The sequence below is a fragment of the Arachidicoccus rhizosphaerae genome (assembly GCF_900107765.1).
GTDB classification, from domain to species: domain Bacteria; phylum Bacteroidota; class Bacteroidia; order Chitinophagales; family Chitinophagaceae; genus Arachidicoccus; species Arachidicoccus rhizosphaerae.
The window spans coordinates 29566-45716 of the sequence record NZ_FNQY01000003.1 but is presented as its reverse complement, the minus strand read 5'-3'; the positions used below and the strand labels follow the sequence as shown (position 1 = coordinate 45716).

Annotated in this window: 14 protein-coding genes and 1 tRNA gene; 4 read left to right on the top strand and 11 right to left on the bottom strand. The window is 40.0% G+C overall.

What is annotated here, in order from left to right; all coding sequences use genetic code 11:
- Positions 1-95: 95 nt before the first annotated feature.
- A complete protein-coding gene (locus BLU80_RS03905; RefSeq protein WP_091393751.1) occupies positions 96-965 on the top strand; it encodes a helix-turn-helix domain-containing protein in 870 nt (289 codons plus the stop codon).
- 61 nt (positions 966-1026) lie between these two features.
- On the opposite strand, the gene BLU80_RS03900 is transcribed toward BLU80_RS03905, so the two are convergent.
- A complete protein-coding gene (locus BLU80_RS03900) occupies positions 1027-1992 on the bottom strand; it encodes an NmrA family NAD(P)-binding protein (RefSeq protein WP_091393747.1) in 966 nt (321 codons plus the stop codon).
- Positions 1993-2096: 104 nt separating this feature from the next.
- Here BLU80_RS03900 and BLU80_RS03895 point away from each other — a divergent pair, with 104 nt between their 5' ends.
- Positions 2097-2474 (top strand): winged helix-turn-helix transcriptional regulator, encoded by a 378-nt coding sequence (locus tag BLU80_RS03895; protein WP_091393743.1) that lies wholly within the window; start codon positions 2097-2099, stop codon positions 2472-2474.
- 114 nt (positions 2475-2588) lie between these two features.
- Here the strand turns inward: BLU80_RS03895 and BLU80_RS03890 are convergent, their stop codons facing one another.
- From BLU80_RS03890 to BLU80_RS03875, 4 genes are all read right to left on the bottom strand, one after another.
- The gene (locus BLU80_RS03890) at positions 2589-3008 is read right to left on the bottom strand and encodes an OsmC family protein (protein WP_091393740.1); all 420 of its coding nucleotides are present in this window, start codon (positions 3006-3008) and stop codon (positions 2589-2591) included.
- Positions 3009-3230: 222 nt separating this feature from the next.
- Positions 3231-5816, bottom strand: coding sequence for a phosphoenolpyruvate carboxylase (locus BLU80_RS03885; RefSeq protein WP_091393737.1), 2586 nt, complete (start codon positions 5814-5816; stop codon positions 3231-3233).
- Positions 5817-5892: 76 nt separating this feature from the next.
- The gene (locus tag BLU80_RS03880; RefSeq protein ID WP_091393733.1) at positions 5893-6990 is read right to left on the bottom strand and encodes a mannose-1-phosphate guanylyltransferase; all 1098 of its coding nucleotides are present in this window, start codon (positions 6988-6990) and stop codon (positions 5893-5895) included.
- Positions 6991-7072: 82 nt separating this feature from the next.
- Positions 7073-8110: an aldo/keto reductase gene (locus BLU80_RS03875; RefSeq protein WP_211481739.1), complete on the bottom strand. Its 1038-nt coding sequence runs from the start codon at positions 8108-8110 to the stop codon at positions 7073-7075.
- 151 nt (positions 8111-8261) lie between these two features.
- On the opposite strand from BLU80_RS03875, the gene ruvB reads away from it, so the two are divergent.
- Positions 8262-9293, top strand: a complete 1032-nt coding sequence (gene ruvB, locus BLU80_RS03870; RefSeq protein WP_091393730.1) for a Holliday junction branch migration DNA helicase RuvB — start codon at positions 8262-8264, stop codon at positions 9291-9293.
- Positions 9294-9635: 342 nt separating this feature from the next.
- Entirely contained in the window at positions 9636-10943 is a 1308-nt protein-coding gene (locus BLU80_RS03865; protein ID WP_091393726.1) for a chloride channel protein, read from the top strand.
- Between the two features lie 116 nt (positions 10944-11059).
- Here BLU80_RS03865 and BLU80_RS03860 read toward each other — a convergent pair whose 3' ends face one another.
- From BLU80_RS03860 to BLU80_RS03835, 6 genes are all read right to left on the bottom strand, one after another.
- Positions 11060-11308, bottom strand: a complete 249-nt coding sequence (locus tag BLU80_RS03860) for a type B 50S ribosomal protein L31 (RefSeq protein WP_091393724.1) — start codon at positions 11306-11308, stop codon at positions 11060-11062.
- Between the two features lie 147 nt (positions 11309-11455).
- The gene (gene clpX / locus BLU80_RS03855) at positions 11456-12712 is read right to left on the bottom strand and encodes an ATP-dependent Clp protease ATP-binding subunit ClpX (protein WP_091393721.1); all 1257 of its coding nucleotides are present in this window, start codon (positions 12710-12712) and stop codon (positions 11456-11458) included.
- A 119-nt stretch (positions 12713-12831) separates the two neighbouring features.
- Positions 12832-13479: a ClpP family protease gene (locus BLU80_RS03850; RefSeq protein ID WP_091393719.1), complete on the bottom strand. Its 648-nt coding sequence runs from the start codon at positions 13477-13479 to the stop codon at positions 12832-12834.
- 64 nt (positions 13480-13543) lie between these two features.
- Positions 13544-14230, bottom strand: coding sequence for a ClpP family protease (locus tag BLU80_RS03845; RefSeq protein ID WP_091393716.1), 687 nt, complete (start codon positions 14228-14230; stop codon positions 13544-13546).
- A 277-nt stretch (positions 14231-14507) separates the two neighbouring features.
- Positions 14508-15908 carry a trigger factor gene (locus BLU80_RS03840; protein WP_091393713.1) on the bottom strand — a complete coding sequence of 467 codons (1401 nt, stop codon included), beginning with the start codon at positions 15906-15908 and terminating at the stop codon, positions 14508-14510.
- Positions 15909-15986: 78 nt separating this feature from the next.
- Positions 15987-16068 (bottom strand) — tRNA-Leu (locus tag BLU80_RS03835).
- Between the last annotated feature and the right edge of the window lie 83 nt (positions 16069-16151).

Sequence of the window (16151 nt, the reverse complement as noted above, 5' to 3'; positions counted from 1 at the left end):
AACTAGAACCTTTTCTTAAATCTCAAGCCTTTGGGGAGGTATTATAACACTCAAAGCAATTTTTTTCAAAGTATTTTAAGCAAGATGCTATAAACATGGAAATATTAAGAGAAATTACCCCGTTGACACAAAATGATTGTTTTACCCTGTTTTCCAGGCATAAAGACACCTTTGATTTTCCTTTACATACGCATGAGGAGTATGAACTTAATTTGATATTGCAGGCTTCAGGTGCAAAAAGAGTGGTGGGAGATCATATGGAGCTAATCGAAGATATGGAATTGGTGTTTGTGGGCCCCAATCTGCCACACGCCTGGTTCACCGAGCAATGTGTCAGTAAGGATATCCACGAGGTTACCATCCAGTTTCATCGTGATTTGTTGGACGAGAAATTTTTACAAAAAAAGCAGCTTAGCCATTTAAAATCCATGTTTGAAAAGTCAGGATGCGGCCTTAAATTTTCCAGAGAAACCATTGAAAGAATTAGCCTTAGAATTATAGCTTTGGTGAGCAAGACAGGCTTTGATTCTGTTTTAGAATTACTCTCTATTTTACATGATCTGTCTATTTCCAGAGACATTCGTACGCTTTGTGCCGGTTCCTATCAAAATGTACATGTTTCCTATAACAGCCGCCGAATCGAAAAGGTCATGGAGTATCTTAATAAGAACTTTAATAAGGATGTGACTTTGGCGGAAGCAGCAGGTCTGGCCAGTATGACGCAAGTGAGCTTTAGTCGCTTTTTTAAAACTAAAACAGGACATACTTTTATAGATACATTAAATGAGATCAGGCTGGGTAACGCAACAAGGCTGCTAATGGAAACCAGTCATGGAATAGCTGAAATCGCTTATCTGTGTGGCTTTAATAATATCTCCAATTTCAACCGAATCTTTAAAAAAAGAAAAGGTTGTACTCCAAAAGAGTTCCGGGAGGATTTTTCAGGAACCAGAATATTTATTTAGGATGGTTTAAATTTAATTCAATGGCAAAGCATTCAAATTAATGGAATGCTTTGCCATTGAATTAATACACTTTCTTCTCCCCCTGCCATTTCGTTTGTTTTATAAAACCTTTCCAGGTTAACCTTTCCGGGTTTAAATTCTGACTCCATTCAATATCTCTCTGCTTTCTGTAATACCCGTGCTTAACCACGAAATGCGTCATGTCTAATATTTCCTGGACTAGCTCTGGTTGTTGGCTCATATCAGGAAAATGGTGTAACAGTTCTTGCTTGGAATAAGCAGAACTATAAACCGCATTTTGACCCGTTATTAAATTAAAATCATTTACAATCTGACGTGGACTAATAAACTCCCCGATGACAGGAAGGCTTTGACCGGCATATTTTTGTTGGTGTTTGAATAATTCAAGTACAGCCGGACCAGTTGCTGTTAAGGGGTCTACAAAAGGGGCCTGGAAATCTTCTGGTAAATAGATTGGGAATATGAGTTTTCCATCAGCAAGATAAGGTGTATAAAATTCAGCCAGATTTGTATAGAAGAATGCCATCATGATAAACGAACTTCTTATAGGTAGGCTTCGGATATAAACCTCGATTTTTGCTTTATCGGTGAAATGAGGTGCCAGATAACGTCCGCCACTAATACTGACAACATTTTCCAGGCTTGAAAATACAATGTGTTGAACTCCTGCGGCTACTGCGGCGTCCGCCAATTGCTTACCTAATTCGAATTCGTAGTTATCTGGAGGTATGATATTGGGTGTCATAAGAAATACTCCCTGAGAACCAGCAAACGCTTTTGTGAAATCCGCCTGGAGACCCGGGCGCAGCGGTAGATCAATGAGTTCAATTCCCAACTTTGCCATTTTTAATCCTTCAGCTGAGTTCGTTTTTCTGGTAATGCCACGCACCCGGAATAAACCACTTTTAATTAAACAATAGGCGGTACTACGCCCTTGTTTACCCATGACTCCTACAATTGTTATTAATGGTTTATCCGTCTGACTGGCTTGTTGTCCTGAAAGCATAATTATTGTTTTTTTGTATTTACTATAAAAAATATAGTTACAAAAATAATTTTAGTAATTTTGATAAACAATAGCTATCAATTCGGATAGGTTAAATAAAACAAATGAAAACTGAATGCAGAAGCGATTACGTAAAATTAAGCGGTGAATTGTATCCTTGTACTGTTAGCCTGACAATGGCACTTGTCGGCGGGAAGTGGAAAGCCGTAATTTTGTATCATTTAATGGAAGGCCCAAAGAGATACAGTGAATTATCCAAGCAGATGAAGTCAATAACCGAAATGACGCTTAGTCTTCAATTGAAACAATTGGAAAAGGATGGTCTTTTAACAAGAACCGTCTTTGGTAAAAAGCCCCCTGTAAAGGTGCTATACCAACTGACAGCCTTTGGAAAATCATTTTCCCCAGTTTTGAAGGCGATAACGGATTGGGGCAATCAGGTTGCAACCCAAAGGGGAGAATTTGTTTCGCAAATAGACTGATCTGGTTGGATTCTAATTACAATTATAATAAATAAAAAACAGGCTATAAACAAATAGTTCATCCGTTTTAGCCTGTTTTTTTTGCTTGTTGCCGGTCAGTATTCCATAGCAATATCAGCTTACCAGGCTTGCCTGTAAACTAATCTCTGCTTTCAGTAGTTTACTGATTGGACATCCAGCCTTCGCTCCTGCAGCGATTTTTTGAAACTGCTCATCCGTAATACCTGGAATTTTGGCTTTTAACTGGATATTGGAACTTGTGATTTCCAGTTTTTCTGGATCCATCGTAACGGTAGCTGTCGCTTCTAAGGATTCAGGTGTAAAGCCTGCGTTACCCAGTTCCAGGCTTAATGCCATGGCAAAACAGCCTGCATGTGCAGCCCCGATTAATTCTTCCGGATTGGTACCGGTACCTGTTTCAAAGCGTGATTTAAATGAATATTGGGTATTGTCCAGAGTTTTGCTATCAGTCGTTAGAACTCCTGAACCTTCTTTGATTGAGCCTTTCCAGACTGCAGTGGCGGAACGTTTCATACATGTAAATGTTTTAGTGAAAGAATTTTATGCTGGAAGGAACCTATGGCAATCATTCCATAGACAGAATCTGTTGTTCTCTTCCTATTTCCGAAGTTAAGCCTATAAAGACTAATAAATAAAAGATTACCGTTAATGGTTTGCTTAATCTTTGCCTGACCAAAAAAGCCAGCTGCAATATGCAACTGGCTTTCTTCATTTTAAAAGTCATGAAAGAGCGGTCTATGCTGAGTTTCTGCCCGCATTAATAATACCAAAAGTACATCGCATAATGAGCTTTTCATAAATATTCACCAGTTCGTTGTCTTTATTGTTATTGGTCCCTTCCAGTTGTTGGTGTTTAGCCAGACCGTATTGCTGAATGGTTAATAATGGAAGTACAATTCGTTCCCGCATTTGTATAGATAAGGATTCTACGGGGTAATTGGCCATTAATTCAGAATTACCTGTGAGTTTGAGAACCATTTTTTCTGTCAGCAGGTATTCTTCATATGCCATATTCCAAAGTTCTCCATACTTTGGATGGCTTGCCTGGAATTGGGTAAGTGGAAAGAAACATTTTTTCATGGACATCTCACTGTTTTCAATAAGCGTTCTGAAAAACAATGAATTTTTATAGAGTGCCTTAACCTGATCAAATCGTCCTGCTTTCTCCATTGCAAGGAGTGCCGTACCAACACCATAATAACCGGTGACATTTTGTTTCAACTGGCTCCAGGATCCAACAAAGGGGACGGCGCGTAAGCTATCAAGTGTAAGCTTTGCCGCATTTCGTTTAGAAGGTCTGCTTCCAATATTGGTTGCTCCATAGAACCTTAATGGACTTGCATAAGCTAAGTAATCCAGAAAATGTGGGTGATTTTTTAAAGCACAATAACTATCAAAACTGATTTCTGCCAACGTTTTAAATAAATCACTTTCCTCACTTGAAAGTGTTCTCTTTGAAGAAGCAAATACATCATTGGAGATGCCAGCATTTAAAAGCTGTTCAATATTGAATTTAGCAGAATCTACCGTTCCGAAGTTGGAACTAACAGTCTGACCTTGAACAGTAATCTGAATTTCCTTATTGGAGACAGTATCCCCCATAGATGCATAGAATTTGTGGGTCTTTCCGCCTCCCCTTGCCGGAGGACCGCCTCTTCCGTCAAAAAAGACCACATCCAGGTCGTATTTTCGGGAAATAGCTGTCAGCGCTTCTTTCGCCTGATAAATAGACCAGTTACCCATTAAATAGCCCCCATCTTTGGTGCCGTCTGAAAAACCAAGCATAATGGTTTGGGTATCTGCTCTGCTACTTAAATGTTTTCTATATATTTTATTGGTATAAAGTTGTTCCATTACATCTGCTGAATTTTGCAGATCTTCAATAGTTTCAAATAACGGAACAATATCCATTTTTAATTGATCCTGTTTCCACCCGCTCATTTTCAGCAATCCGAATATTTCCATCATATCCACTGCTGTCATACAATGGCTAATAATATAGCGGTTACAACCTTGTTCGCCATTACGTTCTTGAATGGTTTTAGCGGCTTGCATAGATTGCAGAATATCCCGAAGAAGTTCATCTTCGATCAGGCTAGGATCAATGATATCATGAATATTCTCGTGTATTTTAATTTTTTCTTCGTCGGCCAGATTGTCATAATCCGCAGGAAGCCCCAGTTTCTTTTCACTCAGATAGGTCATTAATTTTTTATGCTGACTACTATCTTGTCGAATATCCAGGGTCGCAAAATAGACCCCAAAAATCTGTATTTTACCAATCAATTCATCGATTAATTGAACGAACATGCTATTATGTTGTTCAACGACCGTTGCTCTAATGGATTTAAGGGTATTAATCAGGCCGCTTTGGGTGATTTGAATGCCGCTCTCTTGTTCGAACAGTAATCCATAAAATTGCTTCTCCAGATCCGTAATGACATCTTCCACTCCCTTAAAAGTCAGGCGACGCTTCATACGACGGATGTCTTTATAGTAACAGTGAAGAATAGCCTTATGTAACTGGTCTGCTACCTGCAAAGTGGTATTTGCTCTCACGAAAGGATTTCCATCCCTGTCACCACCGGGCCAGAATCCCATATGAATCAGGGCGTTATTATCACTTTCCATTAAATCAGGGAATTGGCTTTTTAGTTGTTCAACTATTTTGCCACTTGCCTGATAAAAAACATTTTCCAAATACCAGATTAGACTCATTGCTTCATCAAATGGCGTTGGCTTTTGTTTTTTTAGAAAAGGGGTTTTGGCCAGCTGTTGTAAATATACATTGACATTCTGGGTATCACTTTTAATTAATGCCTTTGACAGGTCATTAATAATACCCAATACCTCACCTGGATAAAATTGTGTAGGGTGTGCTGTCAGTACAAGTCTGACTGAAAAGTCATCCACTTTTTTAGCCAGCTCTTCTTCTTTTTCCTGTTTGACGACTTCAGAAGCTAAGTGACTAATGGTTCCTTGTCCTTTGAGATCTTGTATGGCATCAAAGGAGGCGTCTTCCAATGCGTCAAATAATACGACTTGCCTTTCTGCATATTGAATAAAACGAAACAGTAAATCTAATTGTTCCCTACCCTCCGGATAATTGGTGTACTGCTTTAGAAAGCTGTCAATAATCTCTTCTGGACTTTTTGCCTTCTTAAATCCTTCCTCGCAGTGAATCAGAAACAAGGACAGTAAGACGCCTGTCTTTTCGATGCGGTGAAAGGGAAGTGAAGTGAAAAGGCTGTTATACAGCTGAAAGCGTATACCCACCTTATTTTTGAACTGCGTTAGCGCGTTCTGTGAAGAGACTTGCATGGGGCGTTAATGGTTTTTTTAATGAATAAATGCTCAAGGGTTTCTTCTGGATGAGCAGGCTAAGTTAATGCATGTTTCACAAATATCTGTTAGCTTCCCCTTGTTGTTCCAGTTGAGCAATAATATGTTTAATCTCTTGTTCTTTGCTTTTAGGATAGATAAGCAATACATCCTTATGATCAATCACAATATAATCTTCCAGACTGTCAATGACGGCTAATTTCTCTGAATCTTTGGAGATGATACATCCACTGCTCTGGGTTAATAAAATGTTTTTGTCAGAAATTAGAACATTTTGTTGATCATCCTTTTGTTTGACATCCCATAAGGATGCCCAGGTGCCTAAATCACTCCAGCCGATATCTGCCGGGACAGTATAAACATTATTTGCTTTTTCCATCAATGCATAATCGATGGAGATCTTCGGTGCATTTTTGTAGTGTGCATCGATAAACGCGGACTCTCTGTCTGTATTGTAATCCGCCATGCCCTTTGCAAAAAGGGCGTATAAATCAGGCTGGTATTGTTTAAATCCTTCTATCACATCCTTGGCCTTCCAGATAAAAATTCCTGCATTCCATAAATATTGGCCGCTTTCCAAATAAGATTCGGCAGTAGCCAAATCTGGCTTTTCTTTAAAAGATTGGACTTTAAGAACACCTGAATCAGAATGCTTTCCCGTTTCAGGTTCAAACTGGATATAGCCGTATCCGGTATCTGGACGAGTTGGCTGAATACCCAGCGTGAGCAAAGACTGATTGTGTGCCACAAAATCTACTGCTATCTGGATTTTTTGGTAATAGGCCTCCTCCTTTAAAATGAGGTGATCAGAAGGTAAGATAATCATAATGGCATTTGGATCTTTTTGATAAAGTTTAAATGCCGCATATGCGATACAGGGTGCAGTATTGTTTCGGGATGGTTCAGTTAAAATATTGGCACTATCCAAACCAGGCAAATGTTCTGCTACCAGATCTTGATAGCGGGCATTCGTAAGCACCAGAATCTGCTGTGGTTCTGAAAATCTACGGGCTCTATCCCAGGTCATTTGCATGAGTGACTGACCTGTGCCAAGAATGTCAATAAATTGTTTAGGTTTAGCCTGACGGCTGCTCGGCCAAAACCGGCTGCCAATGCCGCCAGCCATAATCACGGTATAAATATTTGTTGCCAAATTCTGATTTTAATGGGTCTTAAAACAACTGGGTACCTAAAAATTAAAGCGAAAGTAAATGATTCGCTTTAAATATTTATTTTTATGAACGCCTGATGATACGGTCATAAAATCCGCCGAAATTATTTTTCTGTACTCCTGCTTCTTGAAAAAATTCTAAGGGGAAGCCAAGATCAATCTGGCTGGCCGCATTTAGCCTTTGCATAAAGGCAGGTTCCAGGTTAAGTGCTAAGGACCCGATGTTTTCTAATAGCTGGCTGCTTTTTGTCGCACCAACAATCGGGATACATTTATTATATTGCTGTCTTACCCATGCAAGTGCAACACTTGAGGCAGGAACGCCATATTTGTCCGCAATATCCAAGACTTCTTTTGTGATCTGAATGCTTTCGGCATTTAGTCTTTTACTCTCCGGTTTGATTCTGCCAGGGTCACCTTTAAGATACTTTCCCGTAAGTGCGCCTCCCGCAAGCGGTGCCCATGGAAGTAAGCTGAGTCCAAAGTGTTTGGCCATAGGTATTAATTCTCTTTCTGGGGTGCGCTGCAAAAGGCTATATTCTACTTGTAAAGCCGCGAATTGGCTCCATCCCATAAGTTCTGCATAAGTATTGCCTTTAGCTACCACCCATGCAGGGGTATCACTGATCGCAATATAATTGACCTTTCCTTGACGTATCAAGTCATCCAATGCGCGCATCACCTCCTCAATGGGAGTAAGATCATCCCAAATATGTAAATAGAGTAAGTCTATAAAATCGGTGTCCAGCCTCTTAAGACTCCCCTCCACACTTCGCATTAAGTTTTTACGATTATTGCCGGAAGCATTGGGATTTGATTCATTATCTTTAAGGCTGTATTTAGTGGCCAGGACAAAGTAGTCTCTGTCAACTTGTTGATTAGCAAAATATTTCCCTATAATGGATTCACTTTCTCCTAGTTTATAAATATTAGCCGTATCCACAAAATTACCGCCTGCCTCTGCGAACTTATCCATTATCTCAAAGGAGGACTTTAAGTCGGCGCCCCAGCCCGCTGCGGTGCCAAAGCCCATAGTGCCCAGACATAGTTCTGAGACTTTAAGTCCGGATTTACCCAATAACTGATATTTCATCTGTGTCATAATTGGCCTTTTTAAGTTAAATCACACTTTTTAAGCCCTTAGGACTTAAGCGCTGCTTACAAAGTTGCCCCAAAGTGACCAACTTTCCAAGTTTTGAACAGAGGTGACAATTACTTTTAACTTTTGGCTTTTTCAATATAACTTTGAACCCATGTCTAACCCAAATTTAAACGCAGACGCAGCTGAACTTAATCCAAGGGACCGGGAATTTGAGAATACAATCCGTCCTAAAGAGATTGATGAGTTTTCCGGACAACCTCAACTTGTCGAGAATCTCCGTATTTTTATTAAAGCTGCGAAAATAAGAGGCGAGGCATTGGATCATGTGCTTTTTCATGGCCCTCCAGGCCTCGGCAAAACCACCTTGTCCAGGATTGTCGCTAATGAACTGGGTGTCAATATAAAAGAAACTTCTGGCCCTGTCATTGAAAAGCCCGGAGATTTGGCGGGGCTTTTAACCAGCCTGGAACAGGGGGATGTACTCTTTATTGATGAGATCCACAGGTTAAGTACCGTAGTGGAAGAATATCTGTATGCGGCCATGGAGGATTTTAGAATCGATATTATGATAGATTCTGGTCCCAACGCCCGTAGTGTTCAACTTTCCATCCACCCATTTACCTTGGTCGGCGCTACTACCAGAAGCGGACTTTTGACCGCTCCTTTATTGTCCCGGTTTGGGATCAAAAGCAGACTGGAATATTATAATGCGGATACCTTAATGAAAATAATCAAAAGGAGCGCTCAAATACTTCAAACCAAAATAGACGACCAGGCGGCCGCTGAAATTGCTAGGAGAAGCCGGGGGACACCAAGAATAGCCAATGGGTTATTACGCAGAGTCAGGGATTTTGCTCAGGTGCTGAATGACGGCCAAATAGACTTGGGCATTACGCGCCATGCTTTGAATGCGCTGAATGTAGATGAGGACGGTTTAGATGATATGGATAACCGGATACTAGCTACGATTATTGAAAAGTTCAAAGGGGGACCCGTTGGCATTACAACCATCGCTACTGCAGTGGGTGAAGAACCCGGAACATTGGAAGAAGTATATGAACCTTTCTTAATTCAGGAAGGCTTTATTCAAAGAACGCCCAGAGGTCGGGAAGCAACAGAAAAGGCATACGCCCACCTGGGCAAAAGTCCGCAAAAGGGCGCTAACTCCCCTAAGTTGTTTTAAAGAGATTACAGAGGATGAATATTAAATGTCTGGTTATAACCTTAATGGTTATTAACCAGACATTTTCTTTTAAGTATTGAGAAACAAAGGCAATAAAATGATTTTAAGATTAAAGTATTTGTGCATCAGTAGCATATAAGGTTTCACCCATCACTTCCTGGCTAAACACCCCTTACGAATGTGTGTTTTGTAAGTGAATGCCAAGATTCGCCAAATTCTGGTTAAAGTGGTATTTATGTCTTAATTTTGCAGCGCTTTGAGTCTGATGTTCTATTGGGATTGGGAATATTAGGCCTTGATATTCAAGTTAAAACGGCTCTTTTACGACCTTAAATAAATCGGATGCGAAAAGAAGTACTCACTATAAATTATGCAAAACTCATTGTAGCTTCATTAGCCGTAGGCCTGGCTTCTACCCTGCTGGCAGACTCTTTAAAGCGTATCACGGCTTATTATGAGGAAGGAATTCTGGAAAAAGCCCATGGTCTGCCCTGGATATTTATTATCCTGCCTTCCGTTGGGATTACAATGATTTATTTTTTGCGTAAATATGCCTTTAAAAACAAACAAAATAAGGGGATAAAAGAAATTTATCATACCATAGAGGAAAGGCGCAATGAATTACCCGCTTTTAAGATTCCATCGCACTATATTAATGGCTTTCTAACGGTTATATTTGGTGGGTCGACCGGTGTTGAAGTGTCAACCGTGGTTGCCACTGCAACCGTCGGGGCGGTTGCCAGGAAAAAAGCTTCTGTAGCCAAAGCGCATAAAACTGAATTAATTTGTGCGGGTGTGGCTGCGGGCATTGCCACTCTGTTTGGTAGTCCGTTAGCTGGTTTATTATTTTCTGTAGAAGTCATCGCCAGAAAAGTTTCCAAAACAATTCTATTAAGTTGTTTTTGCTCCATTTTTATTTCCTGGTTATTTATGTCGCTGGTAGAAAATGAAATGCTTTTCAAACAGTTAAGTGTGTCAGGATGGGAAATGAAAGCCATTCCTTTCTTGCTGATTTTAAGTGCCATTGCTGGACTTCTGGCTGTTTATTTTACTAAATCGGTCATTTTTATCAAAGAAAAGTTTGGCAATATCGGCAATAATTTCATACGGGTAAACTTGGGTGCAGTATTGGTGGGACTGGCTATCCTGGCATTTCCACAGTTATATGGTGATTCTTATCATGCATTCCCTGAATTGCTTTCCCGCATTGAAGATACTTCATTTTCAATACCTTTTGCGCTTACCATCCTTTGCATTTCATTATTAAAGCCATTAGTCGCTTCACTGACGCTCGGAGCAGGTGGGGATGGCGGTGTTTTTGCCCCTTCTATTATTGGGGGAGCCGTATTTGGTATGTTTGTGGCGCTGGTGAGTAATCATCTATTTGGCTTACATTTAAGCCCTTTGAATTTCGCGCTGATAGGCGGAGGAGCTATGTTAAGTGCGGCCATTCACGCTCCTTTAACCTCGGTTTTCTTGACCTGTAATTTAGTGCATAATGGTTTTGATTTATTTATTCCAATGCTGGTTGGCTGCTTTGTAGCTAAATATACCGCTAAATTGGTCTGCAGTTATACGGTTTACAGTTATAAAGGGAAAAAAGTAAAACCTAAGGAACTAGCCGATCCCGAAATGCATTTGGCAAGTTAATACACGTGATAATCGAGGATCTCTGCTACCATTAATCAAAGAGATAAAAATTAAAAAACCGCTGCAAATGCAGCGGTTTTCTTATAAGTCCTAAAAGGTTTTCCTTAAAATACCTCTTATTTCTTTTTTGCGTAACGTTTGTTGAATTTGTCGATACGACCGGCAGTGTCAACAAGTACGTTTTTACCAGTGTAGAAGGGGTGAGAAGTATTGGAAATTTCCAATTTAATTACTGGATATTCAACACCTTCGAAAACGGTAGTTTCGCTGCTGGCTGCAGTGCTTTTAGATAAGAATTCAACACCGTTACTCATGTCTCTGAAGACAACAAAACGGTAATTTTCTGGATGGATACCTTGTTTCATAATAATGAAGTTTTTAGGCAACACGGATTTTGCCGTGTATTTTATAAAATAATTTGGGTGCAAAATTAAAACTTCCTGCCATCTTGACCAAGAAAATTTATAAATTGACGCCCACTGGAATAATGAAACTATTTATAATATTGATTATCAGGCAACTTTCATAGAGCCTAATTTGCTAATATTAAATTGTTGTTTGGCATAATCCAAGGTAACTGTAAACTTTTTCTTATTGGTGCCTGGAATTTCAAACATGGCTTCTGTCAGAATGCTTTCGCAAATACTCCTGAGTCCACGTGCGCCAAGTTTAAATTCTAATGCCTTATCGGTGATAAAGTCAAGTGCTTCCGGTTCAATAGCCAGCTTCACTCCTTCCATTTCAAATAGCCGGGTATACTGTTTAATCAGACTGTTTTTAGGTTCAGTTAAAATTGAACGCAGCGTGCCTTTATCCAGAGGGTCCAGATGGGTGACAACGGGTAACCGTCCTAGTAACTCCGGAATTAAACCAAAAGATTTTAAATCCTGAGGGTTGACAAATTGAAGGAGATTTTTCTTCTGCTCTTCCTGCTCTGTTTTATTTACATTGAAACCAATGGCATTGGTATTGACTCTTCTGGCAATGATTCTGTCTATGCCGTCAAACGCACCGCCACAAATAAATAAAATATTCTGGGTGCGGATTTTGACCATTTTTTGTTCGGGGTGTTTTCTGCCCCCCTGAGGAGGAACCAGTGCTTCCGTCCCTTCCAGCATTTTTAAAAGTCCTTGCTGCACACCTTCCCCGCTGACATCACGCGTGATGGAAGGATTGTCATTCTTACGGGCAATTTTGTCAATTTCGTCTATATAAACAATACCTCTTTCTGCAGAGGGAACGTCATAATTACAGTTTTGCAACAATCTGGACAACATACTTTCAATATCCTCTCCCACATAACCTGCTTCCGTAAACACAGTGGCATCTACGATGGCAAAGGGAACATTCAACATCTTGGCGATACTTTTTGCCAGCAGGGTTTTGCCGGTGCCGGTTTCGCCAATCATGATAATATTGCTTTTTTCAATCTCAATATCATCATTTTGAATTTTTTGAGTTACTCTTTTGTAGTGGTTATATACAGCTACAGATAAAATCTTTTTTGCATCTTCCTGTCCAATCACATATTGATCCAGGAATTTTTTGATTTCAACTGGCGTTTTCAACTCAAGCTGAGCCATACCAGGTGTCGATGTAGGCTGCGCATGCTGATGGGCCTTTTCAAATTCAAATTCCTGTTCAATTATCTCACCTGCATTTTGGATACATTGATCGCAGATATCTGCGTCAATGCCAGAAATCAGCATTTTTACCTCTTCTCTGGCCCTTCCACAAAATGAACAGTGTGTATGTAAGTTTTTCGCCATAATCTCTAATTCCTTCCTTCTTCTATGGACCTGATGTGAATTTTAATCAGTCCTGTTATGCAAAATTAAGAAAACCGCTGCAAACAGCGGTTTCTCAGTTGTTTTTAACGAAAAGTATTTTATAATTTTTCCAAGACTGCGTCTACAATGCCATAGTTTACAGCCTGTTCTGCGTCCATATAGAAATCACGGTCAAAGTCCTTGAGGACCTGTTCTACGGTTTTGCCGCAATTTTTTGCAAGTAATTGAGCGCCCATTAATTTGGTCTTTTCAATTTGCTCCGCCTGAATCTCAATATCGGCTGAGGTGGCCTGAAAGTATCCACCAATACTAGGCTGATGGATCATAATTTCTCCATGCGGAAAAACAAATCTTCTGCCTTTAGCTCCCACACTGAGTAAAATGGAGCCCATGGAGGCTGCGAGCCCCATACAAATGGTACTTACCGGGCTGGAAATCATCTCAATAGTATCGTAAATAACCATACCGCTGGTAACAACACCACCTGGGCTGTTGATAAAGAATTTAATTTCTTCTCCTGGTTTATCGGCATCAAGTAACAATAATTTATTGACGATATCCCGGGCGGATTTATCATCTACTACGCCCCAAAGATAAATGGCCCTTTTTTCTAGAAATAATTCCTCTTGCTTCTTTAAAAGTAAAGGCGATTTTGGTTCCGTATTCCCGCTTTCCGGTTTATTTTCGGGTTCATCCTCTTCTTCTTCAAAACGCTTTAAAAAAGGTGTTTTATATTGTGTATTCATCTTTAAAAGTATTTTTATAAGTCTTAATCCTAAATTTTAAAAGTCTTTAATACTAGATTATATGTCAGGATTTTGATTTATTCGGGTTTGAAATAAGTACTTCATCCACCAGTCCATATTCTTTCGCCTCCTGTGCTGTCATCCAAAAATCACGGTCTCTGTCCTTTGCGATCTGAGCCGGATCCTTGCCGCTATGTTCAGCAATGATATTATCCAGTTCATTTTTGATTTTACGGATTTCTCTGGCGGTAATCTGAATGTCAGATGCCTGGCCGCCAATGGCGCCGCTAGGCTGGTGAATCATAATGCGACTGTGCTTTAATGCGCTTCTTTTGCCCTTAACGCCGGCTGTCATTAATACAGCGCCCATGGAGGCAGCCATACCGGTACAGATTGTGGAAACGTCCGGAGAGACAAATTGCATTGTGTCATATATACCTAGACCAGCGTAAACACTGCCTCCGGGACTATTGATATACATTTGTATATCTCTTGTGCGGTCAACGCTGTCTAAGAAGAGTAATTGTGCTGTAATAATATTGGCAACATAATCATTAATGCCTTCTCCTAAAAAAATGATGCGATCCATCATCAGGCGGCTGAATACGTCCATTGAAGCAACGTTCATTGGCCGCTCCTCGATTATATAGGGGGTTAAAGCGGTAAAATTACCTTTATATTGGTGCATCGTATTGCTACTGATACCCTGGTGTTTTACAGCATATTTCTCAAATTCTTTTCCTATGTCCATAAATATTAATATTAGGGTTTGAAGATATTCAATTTTTTTATTCCACTGAGTTTTAATGGATAAAATCTTGGTAATTATACCAAACTTCGTGCGGTAGATTTTTAACCGACAAAAAGGCAGTTTCAGATAATTTGTTCTGCCATTTAGATAAATGGAAAATGGCGGTCAAAACCCTGAAAAGTGGGATTAACCGCCATTTTTTAGCTTAAAATAAAGCTATTGAGCATTTTGCCAAATCTAGGGGAATTTACTTTCTGCAAGTAAAGGCCCTGACAGATTAGTGCTGATGCTCGTGATGATGTTCGTGCTGGTGCTTTTGAACCATTTCGGTGAATTCTTTCTCAGAAATGGGTTGATCCTTAGCCGCAACCTGTCCTTCCAGCACTTCAAATAATTTTCCGATACGAATCTGACCGTGAGCATCGTCAATGAATTTCTTGTCTGCCATCATTTTGTTGACATATTCATCAATCCAGGCTTCATTACCTTGCAAACTCATCTGGCCACCCAAATAGCTTAATAACTGGTGTCTGGCAAAATCTTTCAGATCCTGAGCATCTACCTTAACATCGTTATCGCTGCTAAGTTTAGATGAAATCAATGCCCATTGTAATTGTTTTTTAAAATCAACTACATCCTTCTCGATTTCTTCTTCGGTTTTCTTGCCTTCGCTGGAGAGTTTCATCCAACGTTTTAAGAATGCTTCCGGCATGTCTAACGTGACATGATCGGTCAGGTGATGATAAATCTGGTCATGTATCTGACCGCTTGCCTGCTGCTGGTAATATTTTCCAATATCTTCTTTGATAGCAGTTTTAAAATCTTCTTCGGTTTTGATTTCCTTTCCTGGATAAACCTGGTCAAAAAGCTTTTCGTCTAGCGTTGCAGGTTCTAAAAGACCTATTTTAGTGATGTTTAAAGTAGCGGTTTTCTTGGCATTTTCTTTATCAGTTTTGTCAAGTTTCAGATCATTCAGAACTCTGTCCAGAATTTCCCCTTTGAAAGCTTTGCCAAGTTCAACTGTTACAGTGTCACCTACTTTTTTGCCTTTAAATTCTTTTTGCTGACCTTTTGCAATATCTTTTAATGTAACTGCTGTATCCGCTGGTTTGGTAGCTTCCTGGCCTTCCTCTGCAGGAGCCGTCTGGCCGTCCAAAGTGATTTCTGCACTGATGATTGCGTTTTCGTCTTCTACAGTTTCAGGATTGGTATAATTGCCGTAACGTTGACGGAGTCTGTCCACTTCTTCATCTAAAATCTGATCAGTTACGTCAATCTGGTAACGAGTGACATTGATGGATTTGGGATCCACATTTACCTCAGGTTGCAGACCGATTTCAAAGGCAAATTCATAATCCTTGGGATTCTGAAAATCGAATTCAATGTCTTTATTTTCTAAAGGAATAGGCTGCGCCAAAATAGCCAGCTTTTCTTCACCGATATATTTGTTGATTTCGTTGTCGACTGTTCTAAGAACCTCTTCCTGGAAGATTCCCGGGCCGTACATTTTACGGATCAGGCCGGCAGGTACCATTCCTTTACGGAATCCCTGAATATTGGCTGTCTTTGCATATTGTTTAATGCTTTTATCAACAGCAGGTAGATAATCTTCTTTTTTTAGTGTTACAACGAGCTTATCGTTTAATGGTGCGATATTCTCTCTGGTAATTGTTGCCATGTTTGAACAGCTGCGCCCCTCCCTATCGAGGTGATTAAAAATTAAAAAAAAACCGTCTTAATAGGGTAAGACGGTGTGTGCGGATGGAGGGAGTCGAACCCACACGCCTCGCGGCGCTAGATCCTAAGTCTAGTGCGTCTGCCAATTTCGCCACATCCGCTTTTTTGCGTTTTTGATGCAAAGGCATTTTAACGGGCTGCAAAGATAAACATCTTTGAATACCAGACAAATATTTTTTATAAC

Excerpts from the sequence above, each read along its gene's own strand:
- BLU80_RS03905 (WP_091393751.1), top strand. The coding sequence starts at position 96 with ATGGAAATATTAAGAGAAATTACCCCGTTGACACAAAATGATTGTTTT.
- BLU80_RS03900 (WP_091393747.1), bottom strand. The coding sequence starts at position 1,992 with ATGCTTTCAGGACAACAAGCCAGTCAGACGGATAAACCATTAATAACA.
- BLU80_RS03895 (WP_091393743.1), top strand. The coding sequence starts at position 2,097 with ATGAAAACTGAATGCAGAAGCGATTACGTAAAATTAAGCGGTGAATTG.
- BLU80_RS03890 (WP_091393740.1), bottom strand. The coding sequence starts at position 3,008 with ATGAAACGTTCCGCCACTGCAGTCTGGAAAGGCTCAATCAAAGAAGGT.
- BLU80_RS03885 (WP_091393737.1), bottom strand. The coding sequence starts at position 5,816 with ATGCAAGTCTCTTCACAGAACGCGCTAACGCAGTTCAAAAATAAGGTG.
- BLU80_RS03875 (WP_211481739.1), bottom strand. The coding sequence starts at position 8,110 with ATGACACAGATGAAATATCAGTTATTGGGTAAATCCGGACTTAAAGTC.
- ruvB (WP_091393730.1), top strand. The coding sequence starts at position 8,262 with ATGTCTAACCCAAATTTAAACGCAGACGCAGCTGAACTTAATCCAAGG.
- BLU80_RS03865 (WP_091393726.1), top strand. The coding sequence starts at position 9,636 with ATGCGAAAAGAAGTACTCACTATAAATTATGCAAAACTCATTGTAGCT.
- BLU80_RS03860 (WP_091393724.1), bottom strand. The coding sequence starts at position 11,308 with ATGAAACAAGGTATCCATCCAGAAAATTACCGTTTTGTTGTCTTCAGA.
- clpX (WP_091393721.1), bottom strand. The coding sequence starts at position 12,712 with ATGGCGAAAAACTTACATACACACTGTTCATTTTGTGGAAGGGCCAGA.
- BLU80_RS03850 (WP_091393719.1), bottom strand. The coding sequence starts at position 13,479 with ATGAATACACAATATAAAACACCTTTTTTAAAGCGTTTTGAAGAAGAA.
- BLU80_RS03845 (WP_091393716.1), bottom strand. The coding sequence starts at position 14,230 with ATGGACATAGGAAAAGAATTTGAGAAATATGCTGTAAAACACCAGGGT.
- BLU80_RS03840 (WP_091393713.1), bottom strand. The coding sequence starts at position 15,908 with ATGGCAACAATTACCAGAGAGAATATCGCACCATTAAACGATAAGCTC.